Origin of the sequence: Symbioplanes lichenis (genome assembly GCF_030709675.1) — a bacterium.
In the GTDB taxonomy this organism is placed as follows: Bacteria; Actinomycetota; Actinomycetes; order Mycobacteriales; family Micromonosporaceae; genus Actinoplanes; species Actinoplanes lichenis.
In genome coordinates, this window is sequence record NZ_JAUZQD010000002.1 from 49774 (window position 1) to 73296 (window position 23523).

Here is a 23523-nt window from a genome sequence, read left to right on the forward strand (position 1 = left end):
GAGGTTGTAACCATCGTAAGATGCTCCGCGTGCAGAACAGCCCCCGGCGGCGCTATCGCGAGCAGGTCATCGGCGAGATCAAGCAGGCGGCCCTGGCCCAGATCGACGCCGGCGGTCCCGGCGCGCTGAGCCTCAACGCCGTCGCCAAGACCCTCGGCGTCTCGGGGCCGGCCCTCTACAAGTACTTCCGCAACCGCGACGAGTTGCTGACGGTGCTGCTGCTCGATGCCTATGACGACGTGGCGGGGGCCGTCCGGGAAACCTTGGAGGCAACCGCCGACGAGCCGGCGCGGCACCGCCTGTGGGCCCTCGCCGCCGCCTTCCTCGGCTGGGCGGCCGCGCAGCCCCACCGGTTCGCTCTCATCGCCGGGACGCCGTTGCCCGGTTACGAGGCGCCGCCGGAGAGCGTCGGCAAGGCGCGCGCGGTCCTCGGCCCGTTCCTCACCGTGCTCGCGCAGGGCCGCCCGGCGCCGGTGGCCGGATCGCTGACCGGTCAGCTGGGAGAGTGGGCCGCCACCACTCCGGCCGTCGCCGACTGGGTCCGGACCTGGGCCCCCGACGGCGACCCGGCGCTGCTCCTGACCACCGTCCTCAGCGTGTGGTCCCGCCTGCACGGCGTCGTGAGCCTGACCGTGCACGGGCAGTTCACGGGCATGGGCTTCGACCCGGCCGCCCTCCTCCGCGCCGAGATGGACGCCGTGGCCGACCGCCTGGGCCTGGACTGACCGCTCACCAGGCGGCGCAGGGTTTGAGCCCGGTCGAGGTTCCGGCCGGCCCGCGCGCGGCCACCCCGGTCAGGGGCTTGGCCGGCGGCACCGGGGGCAGCTGACCGGGCACGGGGTCAGAGCGGCGGCTGTGGCGAGGCCGCTGCGGTGCAGGACGGTCGTGACGATCTCCTCAAGGCTCGCCGCCGGGCCGAGGACGGTTTCGCCGGGCAGGCCGAGGACGTCGGAGGGGGCGTACCAGCCGCGCATCTCCGTCTCGGTGATGTGGGCCATGTCCGGGCGGGTGGCGTGGCGGCGCAGGGTTTCGGCGAAGGGGATGTCCAAGTAGTACACGTGGGCCGGGCCGGGGTGGGTGGCGATCAGGTCGGTCAGGGCCGGGCCGTAGTGCTGGGCGTGGAGGATGCCTTCGAGCACGACGTGGTAACCGAGGTCGAGGGCGCTGCGGGCCGTGGCGGCGATGAAGGCGGGGGCCACCCCGCCGTCGTGGTCGTGCTCGCGCAGCACGATGCGGCGCAGGTGGTCCTGCTCGAGGAGCGCGCACCCACGGCCGTAGCGGCGGCGGATCTCCCGGGCGGCGGTCGTCTTCCCGCTCGCCGAGTTGCCGCGGATGATCACCAGAACCGGAGAGATCAACATGTGATCAAAGGGGGTGGGTGCGGGGCGGGTCATGGACCTATAGTGCTTCCGCAGTGATCGGGGGCGGCATTACGGGGGACGCGCGGACATGAGCTTGGTGCTACGCCGGGCGGCTGCCGCGCGCTCGCTGCTGGCCGCGGCCGGGGCGCTCGCGCTCATCGCGACGCTGCTGCTGACCGGGCTGGCCGCCTACAGCACGCGGATGGTCGCCGCCGGGACCGCGGGCACGATCGAGGCGTCGGCGCCCGGCGAGCGGTCCGTGCTCGTCCGCGGCTCGGGCGGCCGGGACGCCGCCGCGTTCGCCGAGCGGGACGCCGCCGTGCGGGAGCGGTTCGCGAACGGGCTGGGCGGGCGACCGGTCGGGGTGGTCGCCGCGGGGTACGCGTCGGGGCGGGCGCTCGGCGGGGACACCGGCGACGCGGTGCCGGACCAGGGCGGGCTCGTCTACGCGTCGGTCGGCTTCTTCGAGGACCTGGCCGCGCACGCCGAGCTGACCGCCGGGGCGTGGCCGCAGCCCGGGAAGCAGCCGCAGCAGACCGCCGTCGGGGAGGGCGCCGCGCGGGTGCTCGGGCTGGCCCCCGGCGACCGGGTGCCCGTGGTGGACCGCGTCTCGGAGAAGACCACGGTCGTGGTCGTCAGCGGCGTGTGGCGGCCGCGGTCGGCGGGCGACCCGTACTGGCGGCTCGCCCCGGACGTCGCCGGGGGCGTGCTGCCCGGCTCCGCGACCTACGGGCCGTTCGCGGTCGGCCGCGAGGACTTCGACCGGAGCTTCGCGACCGGGGCCTCCGCGGCCTGGGTGGCGGCCGTCGACCTCACCGGGGCCGACGTCGCCGGGGTGCGCCGGGCGGCCACCGCCGCCACGGCCGAGGAGGAGGCGCTGCCGGACGCGACCGGCCTGGGCACCTCGGCGACGGTCGAGGCGGCCGGGCCCGCCGAGCTGGCCGGGCGGCTCGAGAACGCCGACCTGGTCGGCCGGTCCGCCCTGGTCACCCCGATCCTGCTGGTCAGCGTGCTGAGCGGGCTCGCGCTGGTGCTGGTGGCCGCGCTCCTCACCGAGCACCGGCGGGCCGAGTCGGCGCTGCTGCGGGCCCGGGGCGCCACGAACGTCCAGCTGGCCGGGTTCGGGGCCGCCGAGGCGGCCGCCCTGGTCCTGCCGGCCGCTCTCGTCGCTCCGCCCCTCGCCGCGGCGGCCGTGCACTTCTCCGCCGCGCGGGGCTGGTTCGGGCTGCGGGCGTACCCGGGCTGGGGTCCCGAGCCGCAGCTGTGGTTCGTGGCGGTGCTGGCGGCGGCGGGTTGCGCGCTGGCCATCACGCTGCCGGTCGTGCGCGGCGGCACGTACGTGAGTGAGATGGCCGCCCGGTCCCGGCCCGGCCGCCGCGCCTTCGTCCAGCGGGCCGGCGCCGACCTGCTGCTCGTGGCGCTGGCGGTGCTCGGCTGGCTGCAGCTGCGGCAGTACTCGTCGCCGCTGTCCGCGGGGTCGGGCGCCGGGCTGGGCATCGACCCGCTGCTCGCCGCCGCCCCGACCATCGGCATCCTCGCCGGGGCCACCCTCGCCCTGCGGCTGTTGCAGCCCGCCTCCCGGCTGGCCGAGCGGCGGCTGGGCCGGGGCACCAACTTCTCGGCGCTGTTCGGCATCTGGCAGGCCGGTCGCCGTCCGCACGCCGGGCCGGTGCTGCTCCTGGCGCTCGCCGTCGCCGCGGGCACGGTCGGCTGGTGCCTGGCCGGGACCGCCCGGCAGTCGGTCAACGACCAGGCCGACCACGAGGTGGGCGCCGACCTGCGCCTGGTCGAGACCGGCAACGCCGCCCCGGACAGCCGGCCCGCCGCGCTCGCCACCCTGCCCGGGGCCACGGCGATCGTCCCGGCCTGGCGGGAAAGCCTGCAGCCGCCCACGCCGGGCAGCGCCTCGGTCGACCTGATCGCGATCGACGCGGAGGAGCTCGGCCGGACCGTCCGGATCCGCGACGACCTCTACGACGGCGGTCCGGCCGCGCTCACCGAGGACCTGACCCGCCGCCGTCCGGCCGACTCGTTCCCCGAGCTGCCCGCAGGGGACCGGCTCACCGGCCGCGCGTCGCTGACCGGGAGCGCCGGGTCGCCGTCGCTGACCGCGGTGCTGCTCGACGCCACGGGCGCGCAGGTGCGCGTACCCCTCGAGCAGGGTTCTTTCTCGGTGGCCCTGCCCGCGGTGCGGCGACCGCTGCGGCTCGCCGGGTTCCAGGTCACCGCGAGCGGCGGTGAGGTGGAACTGGTCCTGTCCGGCGTGGCCGTCGGAGGCCGGCCCCTGCCGTTCGCCGGCGCGTGGCAGGCGGCGGCCCCCGCCGCCAGCCTGAAGAAGGCCGAGACCGGCCCGGGCTCGCTGCGGGTGCTCTATCCGGGCGGGAGCACGACGCGGCTGCAGTTCACGGTGACGCCGGACATCGCGATCGCCGAGGTGCCGGTGGTGGTCACCGCGGCGGCCCGGGCGGCGCTGCGCTTCGACGACGAGGGGGAGACCCGGCTGCGGATGGGCGGCACCACCGTGCCGGTCCAGGTGGTCGGCACGATCGCGGCGGTCCCCGGTACGCAGGCCGGCGGCGCGCTGCTCGTCGACCGGCCGACGCTCCAGGCCTATCTGCTCGGGCGCGCCGGGCTGCCGCACGGCACCCAGGAGTGGTGGATCGCGACGGGCGCGGGCGACCACACGGCGGCGGCCGCGGCGGCCACGCGGCTCGGCGGGCTGGACGTGCTCGACCGGCGGGCGATCGGCGCGGCGTCGGCCGTCGACGCGTACGGGCTCGGCGGCCGGACCGCCCTGCTGGTGGCCGCGATCGGGGCCCTGCTCCTCGCGGCGGCCGGCATCCTGGTCGACGTGCGCACCACGGCCCGCCGGCGCATCTCCGAGCTGGCGGTGCTCGACACGCTGGGCGCGGGCCCGGTGACGCTGGCCCGGTCGCTCATGACCGAGCAGGCGTTCCTCGCGGGGACCGGGGTGCTCGCGGGGCTGGCCGTCGGCATCGGCGTGGCCGCCACGATGGCGCCGCTGCTGATCCTGACCCCCGCGGCGACGCGTCCGATCCCCGAGCCGGTGCTGGTCGTCGACTGGTGGCGCGCCGGAGGAACAGCGGCGTTGCTGCTGGTGCTCGCGCTCACGCTGAGCGCCCTGACCGGGGCCACGCTGCGCCGCCGGCTGGCCCCGGCCCGCCTCAAGCTGGGAGCCGACCGATGAGAGCCGTGCTGCGCCGCGTCCGCGCGTACGCCGGGAACCTGGGCCTGCTCGCCGCCCTGACCCTGGTGGCGGCGCTGATCGCCGCGGGCGTGCCCCGGCTGGCGAACCACTACACCGACGAGGGGCTGCGCTCGGACGTCGGCGGGCTGTCGTGGGAGGCGCGGGATCTGATCTTCGCGACCAACCCCGACGAGACCGACGGCATCCGGGCCACCGCCGGCGACGGCTTCCGCCAACTCGTCAGCGGCGGGCTGCCCGCCCCGATCCCCGGGTTCGTCGAGGACAGCTGGTTCCGGGCGAGCGTCGAGGCTCCGGGCACGACATTGTCCGGTCCCGCCCCGTACAACGCGAAGTGCCGGCCCACGGTGCGCGCGCTCTACCAGACCGGGGCCGCTGCGGCCGTACGCATGGTGGAGGGCCGCCTCCCGAAGAGCGCGAGCCGCGCGGAAGCCGTGGTCACCGCGGAGGCCGCGGCGCTGGCCGGTCTGAAGGTCGGCACGACGCTGACCGTGGCCACCGAGTACGGCACCGCCGCGCTGCGGATCGTCGGCGTCTACCAGCCGCTCGACTCTGCCTCGCCGCAGTGGGCGGGCACCGCGACCGAGCGGATCTCCTGCCCGGCGATCGACGACGGGTTCACCTGGCGGGCCACCGCGTTGACCGACGCAGCGGGCGCCGAGCTGGCCGGACGCGAAACGGCCCTCCTGCGCTACCAGTGGCGGTACCGCCTGCGCGCCGAGGCCCTGACCGCCCCGGACATCGAGCCGCTGACCACCGCGATCGTGCAGGCGCGCCGGGAGCCGCCGCGCGACTACCTGTCCCTGTCCACCGGGCTCGACCGGGAGCTGACGGTCTTCGCCGGCCGGCTGCACGGCGCCCGCGCGACCGTCGCCGTCGTCCAGGCCGGGCTGATCGTCACCGTGGCCGGGCTCATGGTGCTGGCGGCGCTGCTCATGGCCGACCGGCGGCGGGCCGAGCAGGTGCTGCTGCGGGCGCGCGGGGCGAGCAGCGGGCGGACGGCCGCCCGGGCCCTCGCGGAGGCGGCCCTGGTCGGCATCCCGGCCGTGGCGCTCGGCCGGCTCGCGGCGTCGCTCCTCCCGGGCCGGGCCGGCGACAGCGAGGTCCTCCTGCTGGGTGTTCTGCTCCTGCTCGCCGTCGGCGTCCCGGCCTTCCTCGCGGCGCGGCCTCCGGCGGGCGGCGGGCGTGCGGTCGCCCGGCCGGGCCTGCGCCGGACCACGGCCGAGATCTTCCTGCTGCTGCTCACCGGGCTCGGCGTGGTCCTCGTCCGCCGGCGCGGCCTGCAGAACGACACCGATCCCTTCCTGTCGGTCGTGCCGGTCCTGCTGGGAGCGTCGGCGGCCCTTCTGGTCGTACGCCTGACGCCCGCCCCGCTCCGCCTCGCCGGCCGGCTCGCCGCCCGGGGCCGCGGCGCCGTCGGCTTCCTCGGACTGGCCCGCGCCGGCCGGGGCTCCACGGTGTCCGCCGGTCCGCTCGCGGTGCTCGTGGTCGCGGCCGCCACCGGCATCTTCACCGCGGCGGTCAGCACCACGATCGACGACGCCCGGGACCGCGCCACGGACCGGTCGGTGGCCGCCGACGCCCGCCTGAGCGGCTACTCGTTCCAGCCCGGCACCGAGACCGCGATCGCCCGGGTGCCCGGCGTGGAGGCGGCCGCGCCCCTCCTCACGTACGCCGGGGTGCGGCTCTTGAACTCCCGGGGTTCCGGCTCCGACAGCGCCCAGCTGATCATCGTCGACGGCACCGCCGCGACCGAGGTGGCCCGGCGCAGCGGCGTGCGCGAACAGCTGCCCGCCGCGCTGTCCGAGACCCGCACGGCCGAGCCGCTGCCCGCCGTCGTGTCGCCCGACGTCGCCGCGGAGATCGGCCCGACCGGCGTCGTCTATGTGCAGGGCCACCCGTACGACTTCCGCGTCGCCGAGGTGACCGACGCCCTGCCGCTGCTCGACGCCGGAGCCCGCCGCTACATCGCGCTGCCGTGGCGGGCGATCCCGGTCCTGCCCGAGCAGCCGCTGATCCCGACCGAGTTCCTGCTCGCCGGCACCGGTTACGACCCGGCGCGGGTGCTCAGCGTGGCCGACGCCGGGCAGCGCGAGTACTACCTGGGCGTGCTGCGCCGCACGATCGGCGGCGACGCGGTCACCGAGGTCAGCGACGCCATGCTGCCGCGCCGGGCCGCCCTGACGACCTGGGGCGACCATCGCAGCGCGCTGCAGGACAACGGCGTCAACGCCCTGCTCAGCTTCGTGTTCACCGCGGGCGCGGCGGGCTCGGCGGCGCTGGCGCTGCTCGCGGTGGGACTCGCGGTGCTCGCCGGGGCGCCCGCGCGCGGACGGGCGCTGTCCCGCCTGCGTACGCTCGGCCTCTCCCGCCGTCAGGGCCGTAACCTGCTGATCCTCGAGCTGACGCCGCTGCTGGCGGTGGCTTTCCTGGCCGGCACGCTCGTCGGCTGGGCGCTGCCGCAGCTGCTCGGGCCGGTGCTGGGCCTCGACGCGTTCACGGCGGGCGTCGGCGCCTCGCCCGGTGTCGGGTGGGGGCTGGCCCTGCGGGCGCTCGCGCTGCTCGTGGCGGGAGTGGTGAGCGCGGTGGTGGTGGAGAGCCTGGCCCACCGGCGGATGGGTCTCGGACAGTCGCTGCGGCTGGGGGAGGAAAGCTGATGACGGGTCCCGATCTTCCGGAGTTGCAGCGCCGGGCGGCCGAGCGCGCCGCGGCGCGGGCGGGCGGGACGGACCGGCTGCGCGGGCACATCGTCTGCGACGGCCTGGTCCGGATCTTCAAGACCGAGGGCGTCGAGGTGGTCGCGCTGCAGAGCCTCGACCTGACCGTCGACCGCGGGGAGCTGCTCGCCATCGTCGGCGCGTCCGGCTCCGGCAAGTCGACGATGCTCAACATCCTGTCCGGCCTCGACGTGCCGACCGCCGGCATCGCCCGGGTGGCCGGTTACGACCTGCTGACCATGAACGCCCGGCGGCGGCTGCGCTACCGGCGCAAGATCGTCGGGTTCGTGTGGCAGCAGACCGCGCGCAACCTGCTGCCTTATCTCACCGCGCGGGAGAACGTCGAGCTGCCGATGTCGCTGGCGGGCTCCCGCAAGAAGGGCCGCGCCCTGGAGCTGCTGGAGATGACCGGTGTCGCGCACCTGGCGGACCGGCGGCCGGCGGAGATGAGCGGCGGCGAGCAGCAGCGCACGGCGGTGGCGGTCGCGGTCGCCAATGACCCCGAGGTGCTCTTCGCCGACGAGCCGACCGGCGAGCTCGACGAGGCCACCGCGGCGGACGTCTTCGCCGCGCTGCGCACCATCAACGCCGAGCTCGGCGTGACCATCGTGGTGGTCACCCACGACCACACCGTCGCGGACCAGGTCCGCCGCACGGTCGCGATCCGGGACGGCCGGACCGCCTCGGAGGTACGCCGCAGCGCCCGCACCGGCGCCGACGGGCTGGAGGAGATCGTGTCCCAGGAGTACGCCCTGCTCGACCGGGCGGGCCGGATGCAGTTGCCCGCCGGCTTCGTCGAGGCCCTGTCGCTGAAGGACCGGGTGCAGCTGACGCTCGAGCCCGACCACGTGCAGGTGCGGCCCGGCGATGAGTGACGTGCTGATCCGCGCGGCCGGGGTGGGCCGCGACTACGGGACCGGCGGCGGGGTCGTGCACGCCGTCCGCGACGTCTCCTTCGAGACCGGCCGGGGCGAGCTCGTCGCCGTCCGCGGCCGCTCCGGGGCGGGCAAGACGACGCTGCTCAATATCGTCGGGGGCCTGGACAAACCCACCCGGGGCAGCGTCGAGGTCGACGGGCACGACGTCTCCGGCGCCGGCGAGGACGCCCTGCTCAAGCTGCGCCGGTCGACGATCGGGTTCGTGTTCCAGTCGTTCGGGCTGATCCCGATCCTGTCCGCCGCCGAGAACGTGAGCGTCCCCCTGCGGCTGGCCGGCTTCGACCCCTCGGCGCGGGCCGAGCGGGTGGCCCTGCTGCTGGAGCTGGTCGGGCTGGGCGGGCAGGCCAACCAGCGGCCGTTCGAGCTCTCCGGCGGCCAGCAGCAGCGCGTCGCCGTGGCCCGGGCCCTGGCCAACGACCCGCCGCTGCTCATCGCCGACGAGCCGACCGGGCAGCTCGACTCCGACACCGGGCGCGCGATCATGGACCTGCTCCGGGCCCTGGTCGACGCCCGGGGCATGACCGCGCTGGTCGCCACGCACGACGCGACGCTCATGGACCGGGCCGACCGGGTGCTCACCCTGCGCGACGGGCGGCTCGAGGCTTAGACCCCTCCGCGCGGGGAATGAGGCGTCTCATGACCACACATGATCGGCACCCGACGGATGAACCGGACGGCACGACCGCGTACGAGGCCTCCCTGCGCCGCCCGGGTGACAGCGTGACCAAGCCGGCGCCCTCCGGGGACGACCCGTCCGTGGCGGGCGTGGGCGACTTCGCGGGCGCCGAGGCCGGCGACAGCCCGGCGGTGAACCCGCACGCCGGGTACGACGAGGAGGCGACGTCCGGCGACACGTCGGTCTACCGCCCGGATTGATTTGCCATTCGGCTTTGTCATGGGACACCCCTGAGCGGCCCGGCGGCGAGTATGCTCCGGCCTCGAACGGGTGTCCCACAAGGATCATGCGTCGCCGGGTTTCAGCGCGCGAGCCGCGTGGCATGCGGGGCCCTTCGGGACTCTCGTCCCACGGAAGGAAGCGGGCGATGGCCGCCTGGCATGCTGGAACAGTGCAGTCCGTGACCATGACCACCTCCGATCTCGATCAGGCTCGATCGCTCATCAGCGACCACTTCTATTCGCACGCCGTCGACGTGCTGTCCCCGGCGCCCTGGCGGGCCGAGTTCCACGTGGCCTCCGGCGACGCGGTGACCGTCGGCGACTGTTATTTCGGCGCCGACGTGCGGATGCGCTTCGGCGACCTGGGCGCCTACCACGTCGACGTGCCGCTCACCGGCGAGCTGGTGTGGCGGCAGGCCCCCCGCGAGATGTCCGTGGCCACACCCACCTGCGCCGCGGTCTTCCAGCCCGTGGGGGAGAGCACGCTCGAACGCTGGAGCGGCGACTGCCAGCTGCTCGCTGTCAAGATCGAGCAGGACGCGCTGGAGCGGGAGCTCGCCGCGATGCTCGACGCACCGGTCGGGCAACGGGTGCTGTTCGCGCCCACCTTCGACCTGAGCCGGGGCGAGGGCGCCAGCTGGCTGCGACTGCTGAAATTGATCAGCGCCGACGCCCGCGAGCAGCAGAGCCTGCTGCACCATCCCGAGGTCGGCGACCGGCTCCGCGACTCCGTGATCACCGGGCTGCTGCTGGCCGGCCAGCACCAGTACCGCCCGATGCTGGACGGGGCCGGCGCGGTGGCCGCCTCGCCCCGGGCGGTGCGCCGGGTGGTCGAGGCCGTGCGCGCGGATCCGCAACGCTCGTACACGATCGGGGAGCTGGCCCGGATCGCCCTGGTCAGCCGGCGCAGCCTGCAGTACGCGTTCCAGCGCCACCTCGGCACGACGCCGATGGCCTACCTGCGCGACGTGCGGCTGGAGCTGTCGCACGACATGCTGCGCGACTGCGACCCGTCGGTCACCACGGTGGCCGACGTGGCGTACCGGAGCGGGTTCGCGCACCTCGGGCGGTTCGCGGCGGCGTACCGTACAAGATTCGGGGTGAGCCCCTCCACGACGCTGCGGTCTTGACCTCTTGACGAGGGGGGCTGTGGTCTTTATTTCCTGACGAGGTGGGCATGGCGCAGGACCCGGACGACGCCCGGCGCTTCGACGACATCGTCGCGCGGCTGCACCACGAGGATCCGGGTTTCACCTCGGCCTTCCAGGAGGAGCCGCACCGCAAGCCGGGGCGCACGCGGATGCTGATCGGCATCGGCTTCTGCCTGGTCGCCCTGGGCATGCTGGCGTTCGGCGGGGTCAAGGGCGCGGTGCTGGCGGTCCTCCCGTGGCTCGTGGGGATGGCGTGCGTGCTGAAAGGGCAAGGCTGAAGTCCTCCGCCGGCCCGGGCCGGGCGAAGAGGTAACCCTGCGCCGTCGAGCAGCCCAGCATCTGCAGCTCCGCCACCTGCGCGGCCGTCTCGATGCCCTCGGCGACGGTGGTCAGGCCGAGCACGCCGGCCAGCCGGATGACGGCCTCGGCGACCCCGGCGCCCCGGGTGGTGCCGTCGAGCTTCGCCACGAAGCTACGGTCGATCTTGAGGATGTCCACCGGCAGGTCGGACAGCAGGTGCAGCGACGAATAGCCCGTGCCGAAGTCGTCGACGGCCACCCGGATCCCGTACGCCCGGAGCGCCTCGCACGCCGGCCCGGCCACCGCCGCGTCGACGATCGCCGACTCGGTGATCTCCAGCACCAGCGCGCCGGGCGGCAGGCCGGTCCGGTCCAGCACCGCGCGGACCTGCTCCGGGAAGTCGGGCCGCTCCAGCTGCTGGGCCGACACGTTGACGCTCGCGTAGAGGGGCGTCGTCGCGCGCCACTGCTGCACCTGGCGGCACGCCTCCTCGAGCGCCCACAGACCCAGCTCGGCGATGAGACCCGTACGCTCGGCGATCGGCACGAACTCGGCCGGCGGCACCGCCCCGAGCACCGGGTGCTCCCAGCGCAGCAGGGCCTCCACGCCGACCGGCTGCCCGGTGGCCAGGTCGACCAGCGGCTGGTAGGCCAGCTTCAGCTCCGCCGACCCGGCCGCCGTGGCCAGCGCGTCGGCCAGGGCCGCGTCCCGGGTGCGGCGGTCGGCCATCGCCGGGTCGTAGCGGAGCCAGCCGTGGCTGCCGGAGCGCTTCGACTCGTACATGGCGATGTCGGCGCGGTGCTGCAGCTCGCGGGCGGTGTCGCCGGGCTCCTTGGTGGCCAGCCCGATGCTGCACCGGATGATGACCTGCTGGCCGTCGATCTCCAGCGGGCTGGTGCGCAGGGCGGTCAGGATGCGCTCGGCCACGGCCGTCGCCTGGGCGTCCGTGTCGATGTCGCGCAGCAGCACCACGAACTCGTCGCCGCCGACCCGGGCCGCCACGTCGCCGCGGCGCACGGACTGCCGCACCTGGCGGGCGAACTCGACGAGCACGCGGTCGCCGGCGTCGTGCCCGAGGGTGTCGTTGACCTGCTTGAACCCGTCGAGGTCGAGCAGCATGAGCGCGGCCCGCTCGTCCTTGAGGCTTTGGAGGCTTCTTTGCAGCCCGGTGACGTTGGCGAGCCCGGTGAGGCGGTCGGTGACGTTGAGGCGCCGGCTGTCCTGCAGCCAGAACCACTGGCGCAGGGCGAGCGCGGACGTCGTCACGGCCTGGGCGATGGTCAGCGCGCCCCAGTGCAGGAAGACCTTCTCGTGGATCGTCACGGCCACGAGCAGCAGGTTGCCGGCGCCCACGGCCACGAACGGGACGTGGGCGGACCAGGCGGGGACCCGGCCCGTGCCATTGTCGGCCGGGGCGGGGGCGGCGGCCTGGCGTACGGCGGCGACCGTCATCACCAGCGAGGCGAGCAGCAGCGCGGCGTTGGACACGGCCGAGCCGCTGGTCTGCGCCCCGTTGATCCGGATCGCGGAGAAGATCGTGTCCGCGGCGGCGTAGAGCAGAATGCCCGTCAGCAGCAGCATCGACGGGCCGGTCAGCCGGGTCACCGGGCCGCGCATGAGGACGGCGCTGACCGCGGCGAGCAGCAGCAGGTTGCCGATCGGATAGCCGGCCTCGAAGATCAGCCCCGGACCGTCGTCGCCGCGGCTCAGCACCGGGTCGAGCACGAAGTACCACACCACGAGGAAGCCGCTGCTGAACACGGTGACGACCTCGGCCACGAACGCGCGCCGCAGGCCCCGGTCGAGGCGCTGGGCCGAGGTGGCCAGCGCGGCCGCGGTCAGACAGGCGAACATGATCAGGCCGGCGGCGACGCCGATCCACCACCAGGCGCGGCCGGCGGTGACCTCGTGCGCGGTGAACGCCAGGGTCGCGCTGAGGGAGAAGGCCCGCCCGGCGGCGGCCAGCCGCCACGACATCCGGTACGCCCCGCGCCGCGCCGCCCGGACGCTGTAGACCGCCCCGAAGCCGTCCAGCACGAGCAGCGACAGCAGCATCACGACGCCCCGCAGGTCCCCGTCCAGCAGGGCGGCGACCTGCCCGGCCACGGTGAGCGCGACGAGCACCACCGCGGTCCGCGGCAACCTCCAAGTCCTCCACACGCCCGCATGTTCGGCTTCCGTGACGCCGCCCACAGCCCGGAGCAGCCTTGCTCCCGTCCCGCACCCGCCCCGCACCCGTCGGCCCGGCTTACTCGGCGGCCAGGGTGCGCGGAACGTCTCCCGCTCCCGCTCCGCACCCGTCGGCCGGCTTACTCTGCGGCCAGGGTGCGCGGAACGTCTCCCGCTCCCGCTCCGCACCCGTCGGCCGGCTTACTCGGCCGCCAGGGTGCGCGGAACGTCCTGGCGCAGGGCGGCGGCCGTCGGCAGGACCGTGGCGGCGAGCGTCAGCAGCAGGCCCGTGCCCGTGACAGACAGCACCGCGCCCAGACCGAACGCCGGAGCGTGCCCAGCCGCCAGCGCCCCGGCCACCGCGGTGACGGTCACGCAGGCCAGCCCGAGCAGCAAAGCCGTCCCGGCGTAGATGATCGCCTCGCAGGCCGCCGCGCCCAGGATCACCGCCGGGGTCGCGCCGGCCGCCGCGAGGAGGGCGTGCTCGTGATCCCGGCTCCGGCTCGCCATGAAGATCGTCGTCGCGGCGCCCAGGACGGCGAGCAGCAGCGGACCGCCGAGCAGCAGGATCACCGTGGCCGGGGTGACACTGCCGCCCGAGGCCGACCACAGACCGCCGGCCAGGGCGATCGCCACCATGAGCGGACTGATCGTCGCGGTGCTGCGGCCGGCGTGGAAGGCGGTCGTCTCCCGGGCCAGCCACCACGCGACCGACACGCGGGCGGGCACCAGCGCCGTCCACGCGCGCAGGAGCCGGGTCAGGACCAGCGGGCCGAGGGCCGCCAGCAGGCCCGCGGCGAGGGGCCCGAGCAGCATCAGGGGTACGCCGAGACGGTCGTCAGCCGTACCCGGAAGGCTCGCCAGCACGGCCGCGAGCACGGCGGCCGTGGCGGCAGCGGTCACCCAGCGGCCCGCCGTCATGCCTCGCTCGGGCAGCTCCGGCTCGCGCAGCGTCTGGATCGGCGGCGTGTGCGCCGCCCGGCCCGCGCTGCGCCCGCCGCCCAGCAGCACCACGGCGGCCACGAAGACGATCACCGAGCCCGCCGCCACCGGCCCGAGCAGCGGCCGTTCCAGGTCCAGCGCCGAGCGGAAGAGCACCCCCAGCACCGGTACGGTCGCCGCGCACCCGATCGCCGCCCCGGCCACCGCCACGAGCAGCAGCTGCGCGGTCACCACGAGCCGGACGAGCCCGGGGCGGATGCCGACGAGCTGCCAGAGCGCGTAGGAACGGCCCTGCAACGTGACCGTCAGCCGGGCCACCGAGCCCAGGACGATGAGTGCGGTCACGGTGACGAAGACGGTGATCGTGCCGCCGACGGCGTACAGGGAGAGGGCTGTCGTGCCGCCCACCGCGACCGCGGTCCGGAAGCCGGCGGCGACCACGGTGGCCGGCGCCGCGGTGACCGCGGCGATCAGCAGCGCGCCCAGCCAGATCCGGGAGCCGGCGACGACGAGCGTGATCATTCGACGGCCTCGGCGATCTCCTCGGCGCGGGGCCGGACCAGCTCCCGGTGGACGAGCCCGTCGCGCAGCACCACCACGCGGTCCGCCCGCGCCGCCGCCCGCAGGTCGTGCGTCACCATGATCACCGACCGGCCCGCCCCGGCGACCCCGGTCAGCAGGTCGAGCACCTGCGAGCCCGCCCCGGTGTCGAGCGCCCCGGTCGGCTCGTCGGCGAAGACCACGTCCGGCTGCAGGGCGAGCACGCGCGCGATCGCCACCCGCTGCTGCTGCCCGCCGGACAGCGCCGCCGGCCGGAAGCCCGCCCGCTCGCGCAACCCCACCTCCGCGAGCGCGTGGTCCACCCGGGACGCGTCGATGCCGCGCCGGGCCAGCCGCGCGGGCAGGGCGACATTTTCCCGGGCGGTCAGAGCGGGAATCAAGTTGTACGACTGGAAGACGAACCCCACGTGATCGCGCCGCAGCGTGGCCAGGGCACCCCGGCTGAGCTCGCCGAGCGACCGGCCCAGGACGCGCACCGTGCCCGTGGTGGCCGGCTCGAGCCCCGACATGCAGTAGAGCAATGTGGACTTGCCGGAGCCGCTGGGCCCGACGACGGCCAGGAACTCGCCGGGCGGCACGGCGAGGTCGATGCCGCGCAGGACGGGCACCGGGTCACCGCCGCCCGCCGCCGGGAAGCACTTCGTGAGGCCGGCGACATCGATCAGCGGATCAGGCATGGCTTCGATTGTGCCGACGGCGAGGGGTGTCCGGGATCGCGCTGCCCTCGGGGGACCACCCGGCTTCCCGTTCCGGCTGTCGTCAACTTCTGGTTGACGATGCGGCCCCGTCAACCTATGGTTGACGGCATGACGCAAACGACCCCGCCGGTCAGGCTGGACGACCTGATCACGGCCATCACGAAGAACAACACCGACGCCCTCGACCGCCTCTCCGACGCGGTGCTGCTGGCGGACCATATCGGAGAGATCGCCGACCACCTCATCGGCCACTTCGTCGACCAGGCCCGCCGCTCGGGCGCGTCCTGGACCGACATCGGCCGCAGCATGGGCGTGACCAAGCAGGCCGCCCAGAAGCGCTTCGTGGGCAAGCCCGACGCCGACCCTTCGCACGGCTTCAGCAAGTTCTCCCAGCCGGCCCGCAGCGCGGTCGTCGCCGCCATGAGCGAGGCGAAACTGGCCGGCAACGCCGAGATGATCCCCGCCCATCTCGTGCTCGGCCTGCTCGGCACCGAGGGCACGGCGACCGCGGCGCTGCGGGCGCAGGGCCTCGACCCCACCCAGGCGCGGGACACGGTCGTCGCGACGCTGCCGGCCCGCGGGGACGACGAGCCGGTCCTGATCCCGTACGACGCCCGCGCTAAGAAGGCCCTTGACCTCACCTTCCGGGCCGCCCTCCGCCTTGGCGCCGAGGGGGTCAGCAGCGGTCACGTGCTGCTGGGGCTGCTCGAGGAGGAGAACGGCGCCGGAGTGCTGGCCGCCCTCGGGGTGGACGCGGCGGCGGCTGAGAGTTTCGTCGCCCAGGCTCCGGCCGAGCCCGCCGTCTCCGCTTGACGGAGGCCGCTCCTTTTCCCCGTCCGCTTGATGGCGCTGGTTCACCCGTCCGCTTGAGGGCGCTGGTTCACCGTCCGCTCGATGGCGCTGGGGCGGCTTCGCGTCCGGATGGCGGTGACCGGGCGCCGCTGCGTCGGGGTGACGGCGACGGTGCGCAACGCCACAAGCTCGCAGCGGGGCGGGAGGGGGTTCGAGGTCACCGGGCAGGCTGATGCCCCGTGACCTCGAAACGACCGTCCCGCCGCTGGTGGCAGCTCACCCTCGGGCTGGCGGTGGCCGTAGCCGCCTTCGTGGGCCTGCGCGACCGGCTGCCCGATCCCGGCGACCTGCTGACCACCCTGAGCACGGTCGACGGCTGGTGGGTGCGGGTCGCGGTGCTGGCCGGCCTGGCCTCGCAGGTCGCGCTGGGCGAGCAGCAGCGACTGTTGCTCGCCGGCTTCGGCGTCCGGCTCCCACGGCGCACCGCGGTGGCGATGACGGTGGCCGGCTCCGCAATCAGCGGCGCCCTCCCCGCGGGCGGCGCAATCTCAGCCGCCTTCACCTTCCAAATCTTCCGCCGCCACGGCGCCACCCCCGGCACCGCCGCCGCTGTCACCGTGCTCTCCGGCGCGGTGTCGGCCGTCACGCTCATCCTCCTGTACGCCGCCAGCTGGCTCGCCGTCCCCCGGACCCGCCTCGACATCTGGCGTCACCCCGTCGCCCTGGCCGGACTCGCCACCGTGCTGATCTGCGCCGCCATCGCCGCCCGTCGCCCACCCGCACCGTCCCTCACAACCCGCCTGCGCCAGCCGTCCGTCGCAACCCGCCTCCGCGTGCCGTCCTCCGTGACCCGCCTGCGCCTGCCGTCCTTCGCGACCCGCCTGCGCGTGTCGTCCTCCGTGATCCGCCTGCGCATGTCGCCCTTCACGGCCCGACTGCGCCCGCGGTCCCTCGTAGCCCGGCTCCGCGTCTCTTCCTTGGCGACCAGGCTCCGCGTGTCGTCCTGCGCGACCCGGCTGCGCGTTTCGCCTCTCGCGGCCCGGCTGGCCTCCGGTCTCAGGCTCGACCGGGCGCTCGGGGCGGCCGGCGGGACGTGGCGCCAGGTCCGCGCCGTGCCCGCCCGCATCTGGGCGAGCACGCTCGTGGTCGCCCTGGTCAACTGGGCGGCCAACCTCCTGTGCCTCATCGCCGCGGCAGCCGCGTGTCACGCCGAGCTGAGCGGCGCGCAGCTGAGCCTCATCTACCTCGCCGTGCAGGTACTGCGCCAGATCCCCCTGACCCCGGGCGGCACCGGCCTGATCGAAGCGGGCATGCTGGCCGCCATGATCGCCGCCGGCTGTCCGGAACCGGTGGCCGCCGCCGTGGTCCTGGTCTACCGGCTGGCGTCCTTCTGGCTGCTGCTCCCCCTGGGTCTGGCCGGCTACCTGGCATTGCGCAGCCGCTCGACCGAACCGGCCGCCGGGCAGCCCGAGTGCGTGGACGAGCAGCGCGCCTCACTCGAAGAGACCACCGAGCTCACGCCGGCTGCTCACCCCCAGCTTCGGAAAGGCATGGTAGAGATGCGTACTCACCGTCCGCGGTGACAGCAACAACTCCGCCGCGATCTCATGGTTGCGCATCCCCCGAGCAGCCAGCCGAACAATCTGGCGCTGCTGCGGGGTAAGACTGCTCAGCGCGCTGACCCCGCCCCGCCGACGAAGTCGCGTCGGCTCATCGCCCGCGCCCCGCCCACCCGTGCCGCCACCCGCGCCTCGCCCGCTCGTGCCGCCACCCGCACCCCGCCCGCTCGTGTGGCCACCCACGCCCCGCCGAGCTGTGCCGCCACCCACGCCCCGCCCGGCCGTGTGATGGCCCGCGCCTCGACCGCCCGTACCGTCGCCCGCGAACCGCCCGGCCGTCTGGTCGCCCGCGTCTGGACCGCCCGAGGTGTCGCCGGCGCCCGCAGAAGCCATGCTGCTGCTCGCGCCCCGCCCGGCCGTCTGCTTGCTCGCGCCTGGACTGCCCGAGGTGTCGCCAGCGCCCCGCCCGGCCGTGTGGTCGTCCGCGCCCGGACCGTTCGTGCTCTCACCCGCGCTCCGACCAACCCTCCCGGCGGCGCCCTGACCGGTGCCCGTTGCCCGGTTACCCGAAGAGGTTCCGGCCGGCCCTTCGCCTGGTCCTGCTCCGGCCGGCCCGTCGCCCGGCGCCGCTCCGATCGACCCGTTGTCCGCGGCGGACCAGGAAGACCGACCACCCGATCGGCCTCCGCGCAAGCGACCGTCCGGAGAATCGCCCACCGGCCCCGCGTCCGAGACCGGCGGCGCACCAGCGGCGGACAGCTCGGCGCGCGCGAACTCCGCCAGCCGGGCCGCCCCGACCGCTTCGAACCCGGCGAGAGCCGCCGCGAGCTGCACCCGGGCCTCGGCGACCCGGCGGTGGCGCCGCAGCCGGCTGCCGTAGTTGAGGCGGGCGACGGCCTTGTCGAAGGGCCAGGTGTCCGCGAGCGGATCGGCGATCACCCGCCGGAACAAGGTCTCGCTCTGGTCGTCGTCGATCAGCAGGGCGCGCACCTGATCGACGGCCAGGCGCTTGCGAACGGTGTCCGGCGGCCCGTACGCCTCCAGCAGCCGGATCGCCTCCGCCGTCCGCCCGGCGCGGGGCGCGCACAGGGCAGTGCCGAGCAGCAGCACGCTCGAGCGGTCGGCGTCGAGCGGGGTGCCGTCCGCGGCGAACAGCCGGCGATGGTGCCTGTATGCCGCCTCGAAGTCCCCCTCCGCGAAGGCCGCCAGCCCCAGCGCTTGGCGCAGAACCACGTGCAGGCGCCCGTTCTGGTGCAGGTCGGCGGCGGCCCACACCGACTCGGCCAGCTCCCGGGCGCGGGGACCGTCCCCGGTCACGCCGAGCAGATTCGCCTCCACCGCGGCGAGTTCGAGCTCCAGCAGCGGCAGATCAGCGCCCGCACATAGCCGCCGGCCCTCGGCCACCAGGACGCCCGCCTCCGACCACCTTCCGGCGTCGATGAGGTTGGTCAGCAACGTCAGCCACAGCTCGGGTACCCCGGCCATGCCGCCCGTGTCCCGCAGCACCTCCAGCGCACGCAGACGCAACGTCAGAGCTGTCGCGGTGTCGCCCCCGGCCTCCGCGACCTGCGCGAACAGCAGGGCCCGCGGCACCGAACCGGGTGTTAGCTCCGCAGCCAGCCGGGGCACCTGAAGATGCATCACGTGGCTCCCCAGAACCGCGGCCGCCGACGCGCGCAGCATCGGCAGATCGGCCCGGGACAGCTCACTCGGCTCCGCGGGCCGGTCCAGCGGCAAGGCGTCGGCGCGGCTGAGCAGATCGGCGACGACGGACCGATGCTCGGCCAGCCCGGAGACCCGGGCTACGAACGCCGCCGTGGCCGTCACCATGAGCCCGTCGAGCCGATTGTCCGGCGCCCGATGGCGTACGCAGTCGAGCAGCAGATCCATCGCCTCCCGGATCCGCCCGGTGCGCACCATGGCCGCCGTCGCCGCCCGGACCACACCCGGAATCCGCGCGGTGGCCGGATCGAGCCGGCAAACCTCGGCATACAGATCCAGCACCCACGTCGCCTGGCCCGCACTCTCCGCGCCGGCCATCGCCCCGGCGTAGCGCCGAGCCGCGGCGACCGGCTCCGGCGTCAGCTCGGCCGCCCGTTGCAGCGCCCGGGCCCGCTCGAGCGCCGGCCCACCGGCGAAAGCCTGCTGCAGATCCGCGGCGATCGTCTCGCTCGAGCCGGTCGCGGCGCAGGCCACGTGCATCGCGTACGCCGCCGAGCCGCAAGGCAGCACCGCAGCGAGCCGTTCGTGCAGCGCCGCCCGATCCACCGCGGGCACCGACAAGTACGCCGCGATCTCCGCCCGCGGATCGCTGAACCGCACCGTCGTGCCCTGCACCTCCAGCAGCCCGGCCTCCACGGCCGGCCCCAGCACCGCCATCCCGCCGTCCGCCGCAGCACCGCCGTCCGCCGCAGCACTGTCGGTCGCCACGCGGCCATCGAGCGTGCCGTGTTCTGTCGCCGCGCCGCCGCCGCTCGCCGTGCCGTGTTCCGTCGCCGCACCACCGTCAGTCGCCGTGCCGTCGTTCTTCGCCATGCCGGCGTCGTTCGCCGCGACGCTGTTCGCCGTCACGTTGGCTCTTGCGGCCGCGACCAGCACAGTCAAGTCCTCGTCACCGGCCCGGGCCGCAGCGAGCCGCACCAGCTCCCACGTGTCCGGAGGCAGCGCCGCGAACCGGCTCGCGTAGCGGTGACGCATCGGCAGCGTCCGATCAGGCGCGAGCCGCCGGATGTCCTGGTCGGACGCCCCCGCGAACGCCGCGGCCAGATCGATGAGCGCCCGGGGCCGGCCGGCGGCCCGGCGGAGCAGGTCGAGCCGGCCGCGTCCCCGGGGCAAGCCGGGTTGGGCGGCGAGCAGCCTGCCGGCGTCCGCGGGCAGAAGCGGCGCCAGCACCATCCGGGACGGGACCGGGCCGAGCCCCGCCGCGCCGTCCGGGCGTACCCCCAGCAGGAAAACGATCGGATGACCGCGCAGGTGCGTCATGAGCCGCAGCAGCACCTGCCGGGAGAGATCGTCGGCGAAGTGCAGGTCGTCGATCACGACGGCCACGGGGGAGTGGGAGGCCAGGGCAGTCAGCAGGCTCTCGGCGCCGGTGACCAGCGTCGTGGCGTCGCCGGTGCTCAGGGTCACGGCGGCGGCCGCTGCCGGCTGCGCGTCCGGAGGCAGCTCGGCGACCAGCGGGCGCAGCGACTGCAGCAGCTGCTGAAGAACCAGGCCAGGCAGCTCCCGCTCGTCGGGGTAGCCGGTGGCCTGCACAACGCGGTAGCCCTGCCGCGCCGCCTCCCGGGCCGTCGCGGAGAGCAGCGCGGTCATGCCGAGGCCGCCGCCGGCCACGACGGCGAGGGCAGTCCCGTCCGTACGTCCGGGAGCCACCGCCGCGGCGAGCAGCCGGAGCTCGTCGTCGCGCCCGATCATCGCTCCTCCTGCGGGACGACGGCGCGCAGCTGCTCGCGGCGGGCGATGCCGAGCTTCGGATAGATCTGGTAGAGATGGAAGCCGATCGTCCTCGGGGAGAGCCCGAAGCGGCCGGCGATGGCCTTGTTGGACAGTCCGCGGGCGGCGAGCCGGGCGATCTGCTGGTGCTGCGCGGTCAGCTCGTCGAAGGCCGCGTTGCCGGTGCTCGTCGCGCGCACGCCGGTGGCGCGCACCTTGGCTCGCACGGCGTCGGCCTCCGCTGTGGCGCCGAGCTTGAGAAAGGTGTCCAGGGCGGAGAGCAGCCAGGGCCGGGCCTCGGCGGGCCGGCGCCGCTGCCGCAGCTGGTCGGCGTGGTGCACCTCGACGGTCGCGACGTCGTAGGGGCCGTCGGCCGCCGGGCCCGGCGTGGTCAGCAGCTCGGTCAGGCGGCTCCCGTCCTCGCCCGGGTCCAGCATCGCGAGGGCGGCGTCCCACGACCAGCGCCGGCGCGGGCCGAGCCACGACTGCTTGTCCCGGGCGGCCCGCAGCAGCCGCCACGCCCCGGCCTGCTGACCCGCCGCCACGGCTGCGGCGGCCACCTCGATCACGGTCCACGAGCACCACAGATAGTGCAGCGGCGTTCCGTCGGACTCGAAGATCTGCCGCAGATGTTTCCAGCCGCCGATCGGGTCGCCGGCGGCCGTCGCGACGCGGCCGGTGGCCCGATGGATGAGCATGCGAACCATGCGGTCGTCGTCCGGGCGCGCCGGACCCAGAGCGCGCAGAAGCCGCAGGGCCCGGTCGAGCCGGCCCCGGCGTACGGCCAGGGCGGCGTGCTGAGCGAGCAGCCGGCGCCGGATCCCCGTGACGCTGTCGGCCCGGGCGGCTTCGTCGGCCTCCGTGAGCACCTCCTCCGCCTCCTCGAACAGCCCCAGGTCGAAGAGCACCTCCGCCAGCGCCACCGCGATGATCAAAGTGAGCCCGAGCGAACCGTCGGCGCGGGCGCGGTGCAGCGCCCGGCGGTAGTGGTCCAGGGCAATGCCGGACTCGTCCAGCGCCAGCGCGACCCCGCCGACGCTCATCAGGCGCGACCGTTCGGCGTCACCGGTGAGGGTGCGCAGGATCGGCGACGCCGCGAGGGGACCCCATTGCGCGGTCCAGCTGCCCGGATCGGCGATCGCGTGCAGCATGGCGAGATGGGCGGGCGCCTCGTCGGCGGGGTGCGCCTCGTGATGGATCTCGGCCGGCCCGGCGAGCTCCACGACCCGCGTGTGGATGCGGCGCAGGCGGGTCAGCCCGGCCGGGTCGCCCTCCGCGATCACCACCCGGGCGGCCACGTTGCCCAGGGCGATGGCGAGCTTCGGCGGCACGCCGGTGCTCAGCAGCCGGTCGGCCAGCTCGAAGGTGGGCGGCGCCGGCCGGAACATCATCACGTTGCCGAGTCCGGTGGCGGCCGTGCCCACCGTCACGTCGTCGACGGTCGTCTCGGTGACCCGTTGCCACAGGGCCGCCGACCACGCCACGTCGCCGCAGCGGAGCGCCTCTTGCGCCGCTCGCCCGTACCTCCGGGCGGCCTCGCGCGGGTCGGTGCTGCACTCGGCCGCCCGCTGGAGCAACCCCGCGGTCTCCAGGCCCCGCCGGGCGCGGACCGCCTCGTCGGCCGCTCGCTCGAACGCGAGCGCCATGAAGTCACCGGCCGCCGCCGCGCTGTTGGCCAGGTGCCAGTCCCGCTGCCCGCTCCAGGCCGGGAGCAGCGCGGCCAGCCGCGAGTGCGCCTCCTGTCTCGCCCGCGGCTCGGCCGTGAAGTAACACGTCGCGCGCACCATCGGATGCCGGAACGTCAGCCGTCCGTCGAGGACCTGGATCATGCCCGCGAGCTCGGCGGGCGCGCAGTCCGCGAGGCTCCCACCGGCCGCCGAGAGTACGTTGCTCAGCGGGTCGTCGTCGGCCGCGGCGGCGTGCAGCAGCACTCGCCGGGTGGCCTCCGGCAGCTCGGTCAGGCTCGGGGCAAAGGCGCGCGCCAGCGGGCCGGTCAGGCGGAAACGCAGGGCGGGCAGCGGCTCGGTGGGACCTGTCCCGGCCGCGCGCCGGGCCAGCTCCCGAATCGCGAGCGGATTGCCACCGGCCCGCTCCAGGATGCTCGCGCGGACCCGGCCGGTAGGCGCCGACGGGTACGCGTCGAGCAGCCCCGCCGCGGCGGACTCAGGCAACGGGGGTACGGCCAGCACGGTCACCTCCGCGGCGACCGGTCCGAACGCCGTGAGGCTGCGGGCAGCGTACAGAAGAAGAAAGCGCTCGCGGCGCAGTCGCCGGACCACGAACTGCAGCAGCAGGATCGACTCGGCATGCTCCTCGGCCACGTCGTCGACCGCGAGTGCCAGGGGAGCCGTGCGGCACAGGTGGAGCACGACCGCGAGCGTCGCCAGCCGCAGAGGGACGGGTCCCGGGGCCGTGGGGGCGCCGGCGAGCCACTCCTCGAGCGGGGCGCGCAGGGACGTCGGGAGAGTGCCGGCCGCCAGCAACCCTTCGAGCACGTCGTGGGTGGCCGTCCTCTGCGCCGTCGGGGCGGCAGCGACGGTAGACATAGGTGAGTCGCTCACCGGGGAGAGACTGACTGACGCTGAGGGTGGCGCCGTCACGATGCGGAAGCCGGCGGCCGCGGCGTCGGCGACGGCCCGGTGGAGGAGGGCCGTCTTGCCCACGCCGGCCTCGCCGGTGATCAGCACGACCTGCGGGCTGGTCAGGGCCGCACCGCGGGCCTGGGCGAGCAGTGCCAGCTCAGGCGCGCGGCCGGTGATCCGGATGGTCATTGCTCTCCC

General features: G+C 75.1%; 16 protein-coding genes. 10 read left to right on the forward strand and 6 right to left on the reverse strand.

Annotated elements, in window-relative coordinates; all coding sequences use genetic code 11:
• Positions 1-29: 29 nt before the first annotated feature.
• Positions 30-725, forward strand: coding sequence for a TetR/AcrR family transcriptional regulator (locus tag RAN62_RS04200; protein WP_305783116.1), 696 nt, complete (start codon positions 30-32; stop codon positions 723-725).
• A gap of 69 nt (positions 726-794) precedes the next feature.
• Here the strand turns inward: RAN62_RS04200 and RAN62_RS04205 are convergent, their stop codons facing one another.
• Entirely contained in the window at positions 795-1361 is a 567-nt protein-coding gene (locus RAN62_RS04205; RefSeq protein ID WP_305783117.1) for an AAA family ATPase, read from the reverse strand.
• An 88-nt stretch (positions 1362-1449) separates the two neighbouring features.
• On the opposite strand from RAN62_RS04205, the gene RAN62_RS04210 reads away from it, so the two are divergent.
• The 7 genes from RAN62_RS04210 (at position 1450) to RAN62_RS04240 (ending at position 10568) form a co-directional block, all read left to right on the forward strand.
• Positions 1450-4569, forward strand: coding sequence for an FtsX-like permease family protein (locus RAN62_RS04210; RefSeq protein ID WP_305783118.1), 3120 nt, complete (start codon positions 1450-1452; stop codon positions 4567-4569).
• Positions 4566-7244 (forward strand): FtsX-like permease family protein, encoded by a 2679-nt coding sequence (locus tag RAN62_RS04215; protein WP_305783119.1) that lies wholly within the window; start codon positions 4566-4568, stop codon positions 7242-7244. The genes RAN62_RS04210 and RAN62_RS04215 overlap by 4 nt, the downstream gene beginning before the upstream one ends.
• Positions 7244-8179 (forward strand): ABC transporter ATP-binding protein, encoded by a 936-nt coding sequence (locus RAN62_RS04220; RefSeq protein WP_305783120.1) that lies wholly within the window; start codon positions 7244-7246, stop codon positions 8177-8179. Before RAN62_RS04215 ends, RAN62_RS04220 begins: the two co-directional genes overlap by 1 nt.
• Entirely contained in the window at positions 8172-8849 is a 678-nt protein-coding gene (locus RAN62_RS04225) for an ABC transporter ATP-binding protein (protein WP_305783121.1), read from the forward strand. Before RAN62_RS04220 ends, RAN62_RS04225 begins: the two co-directional genes overlap by 8 nt.
• Before the next feature lie 29 nt (positions 8850-8878).
• Positions 8879-9118, forward strand: a complete 240-nt coding sequence (locus RAN62_RS04230; RefSeq protein WP_305783122.1) for a hypothetical protein — start codon at positions 8879-8881, stop codon at positions 9116-9118.
• Positions 9119-9324: 206 nt separating this feature from the next.
• Positions 9325-10269 carry an AraC family transcriptional regulator gene (locus tag RAN62_RS04235; protein WP_305783695.1) on the forward strand — a complete coding sequence of 315 codons (945 nt, stop codon included), beginning with the start codon at positions 9325-9327 and terminating at the stop codon, positions 10267-10269.
• A 47-nt stretch (positions 10270-10316) separates the two neighbouring features.
• Positions 10317-10568: a DUF3040 domain-containing protein gene (locus tag RAN62_RS04240; RefSeq protein WP_305783123.1), complete on the forward strand. Its 252-nt coding sequence runs from the start codon at positions 10317-10319 to the stop codon at positions 10566-10568.
• Here RAN62_RS04240 and RAN62_RS04245 read toward each other — a convergent pair.
• From RAN62_RS04245 to RAN62_RS04255, 3 genes are all read right to left on the reverse strand, one after another.
• Positions 10498-12732, reverse strand: a complete 2235-nt coding sequence (locus RAN62_RS04245) for a putative bifunctional diguanylate cyclase/phosphodiesterase (RefSeq protein ID WP_305783124.1) — start codon at positions 12730-12732, stop codon at positions 10498-10500. The two genes, RAN62_RS04240 and RAN62_RS04245, sit on opposite strands and share 71 nt — an antisense overlap.
• 228 nt (positions 12733-12960) lie before the next feature.
• Positions 12961-14223 carry an ABC transporter permease family protein gene (locus tag RAN62_RS04250; protein ID WP_305783125.1) on the reverse strand — a complete coding sequence of 421 codons (1263 nt, stop codon included), beginning with the start codon at positions 14221-14223 and terminating at the stop codon, positions 12961-12963.
• Positions 14220-14939, reverse strand: a complete 720-nt coding sequence (locus RAN62_RS04255) for an ABC transporter ATP-binding protein (RefSeq protein ID WP_305783126.1) — start codon at positions 14937-14939, stop codon at positions 14220-14222. Before RAN62_RS04255 ends, RAN62_RS04250 begins: the two co-directional genes overlap by 4 nt.
• A 117-nt stretch (positions 14940-15056) precedes the next feature.
• Between RAN62_RS04255 and RAN62_RS04260 the strand changes: the two genes are divergently transcribed.
• Both RAN62_RS04260 and RAN62_RS04265 read left to right on the forward strand, forming a co-directional pair.
• Positions 15057-15773, forward strand: coding sequence for a Clp protease N-terminal domain-containing protein (locus RAN62_RS04260; protein ID WP_438874464.1), 717 nt, complete (start codon positions 15057-15059; stop codon positions 15771-15773).
• 218 nt (positions 15774-15991) lie between these two features.
• The gene (locus RAN62_RS04265) at positions 15992-17335 is read left to right on the forward strand and encodes a lysylphosphatidylglycerol synthase transmembrane domain-containing protein (RefSeq protein WP_305783128.1); all 1344 of its coding nucleotides are present in this window, start codon (positions 15992-15994) and stop codon (positions 17333-17335) included.
• Here RAN62_RS04265 and RAN62_RS04270 read toward each other — a convergent pair.
• Together RAN62_RS04270 and RAN62_RS04275 are read right to left on the reverse strand one after the other, a co-directional pair.
• Positions 17246-20725, reverse strand: coding sequence for a helix-turn-helix transcriptional regulator (locus tag RAN62_RS04270; RefSeq protein WP_305783129.1), 3480 nt, complete (start codon positions 20723-20725; stop codon positions 17246-17248). The genes RAN62_RS04265 and RAN62_RS04270 overlap by 90 nt on opposite strands.
• Positions 20722-23514: a helix-turn-helix transcriptional regulator gene (locus RAN62_RS04275; RefSeq protein ID WP_305783130.1), complete on the reverse strand. Its 2793-nt coding sequence runs from the start codon at positions 23512-23514 to the stop codon at positions 20722-20724. The genes RAN62_RS04270 and RAN62_RS04275 overlap by 4 nt, the downstream gene beginning before the upstream one ends.
• Between the last annotated feature and the right edge of the window lie 9 nt (positions 23515-23523).

What these genes read in the sequence shown, in the direction of transcription:
- RAN62_RS04205 (WP_305783117.1), bottom strand. Translation starts at nt 1,361, where the DNA reads ATGTTGATCTCTCCGGTTCTGGTGATCATCCGCGGCAACTCGGCGAGC.
- RAN62_RS04210 (WP_305783118.1), top strand. Translation starts at nt 1,450, where the DNA reads ATGAGCTTGGTGCTACGCCGGGCGGCTGCCGCGCGCTCGCTGCTGGCC.
- RAN62_RS04215 (WP_305783119.1), top strand. Translation starts at nt 4,566, where the DNA reads ATGAGAGCCGTGCTGCGCCGCGTCCGCGCGTACGCCGGGAACCTGGGC.
- RAN62_RS04220 (WP_305783120.1), top strand. Translation starts at nt 7,244, where the DNA reads ATGACGGGTCCCGATCTTCCGGAGTTGCAGCGCCGGGCGGCCGAGCGC.
- RAN62_RS04225 (WP_305783121.1), top strand. Translation starts at nt 8,172, where the DNA reads ATGAGTGACGTGCTGATCCGCGCGGCCGGGGTGGGCCGCGACTACGGG.
- RAN62_RS04230 (WP_305783122.1), top strand. Translation starts at nt 8,879, where the DNA reads ATGACCACACATGATCGGCACCCGACGGATGAACCGGACGGCACGACC.
- RAN62_RS04235 (WP_305783695.1), top strand. Translation starts at nt 9,325, where the DNA reads ATGACCACCTCCGATCTCGATCAGGCTCGATCGCTCATCAGCGACCAC.
- RAN62_RS04240 (WP_305783123.1), top strand. Translation starts at nt 10,317, where the DNA reads ATGGCGCAGGACCCGGACGACGCCCGGCGCTTCGACGACATCGTCGCG.
- RAN62_RS04250 (WP_305783125.1), bottom strand. Translation starts at nt 14,223, where the DNA reads ATGATCACGCTCGTCGTCGCCGGCTCCCGGATCTGGCTGGGCGCGCTG.
- RAN62_RS04255 (WP_305783126.1), bottom strand. Translation starts at nt 14,939, where the DNA reads ATGCCTGATCCGCTGATCGATGTCGCCGGCCTCACGAAGTGCTTCCCG.
- RAN62_RS04260 (WP_438874464.1), top strand. Translation starts at nt 15,057, where the DNA reads ATGGTTGACGGCATGACGCAAACGACCCCGCCGGTCAGGCTGGACGAC.
- RAN62_RS04270 (WP_305783129.1), bottom strand. Translation starts at nt 20,725, where the DNA reads ATGATCGGGCGCGACGACGAGCTCCGGCTGCTCGCCGCGGCGGTGGCT.
- RAN62_RS04275 (WP_305783130.1), bottom strand. Translation starts at nt 23,514, where the DNA reads ATGACCATCCGGATCACCGGCCGCGCGCCTGAGCTGGCACTGCTCGCC.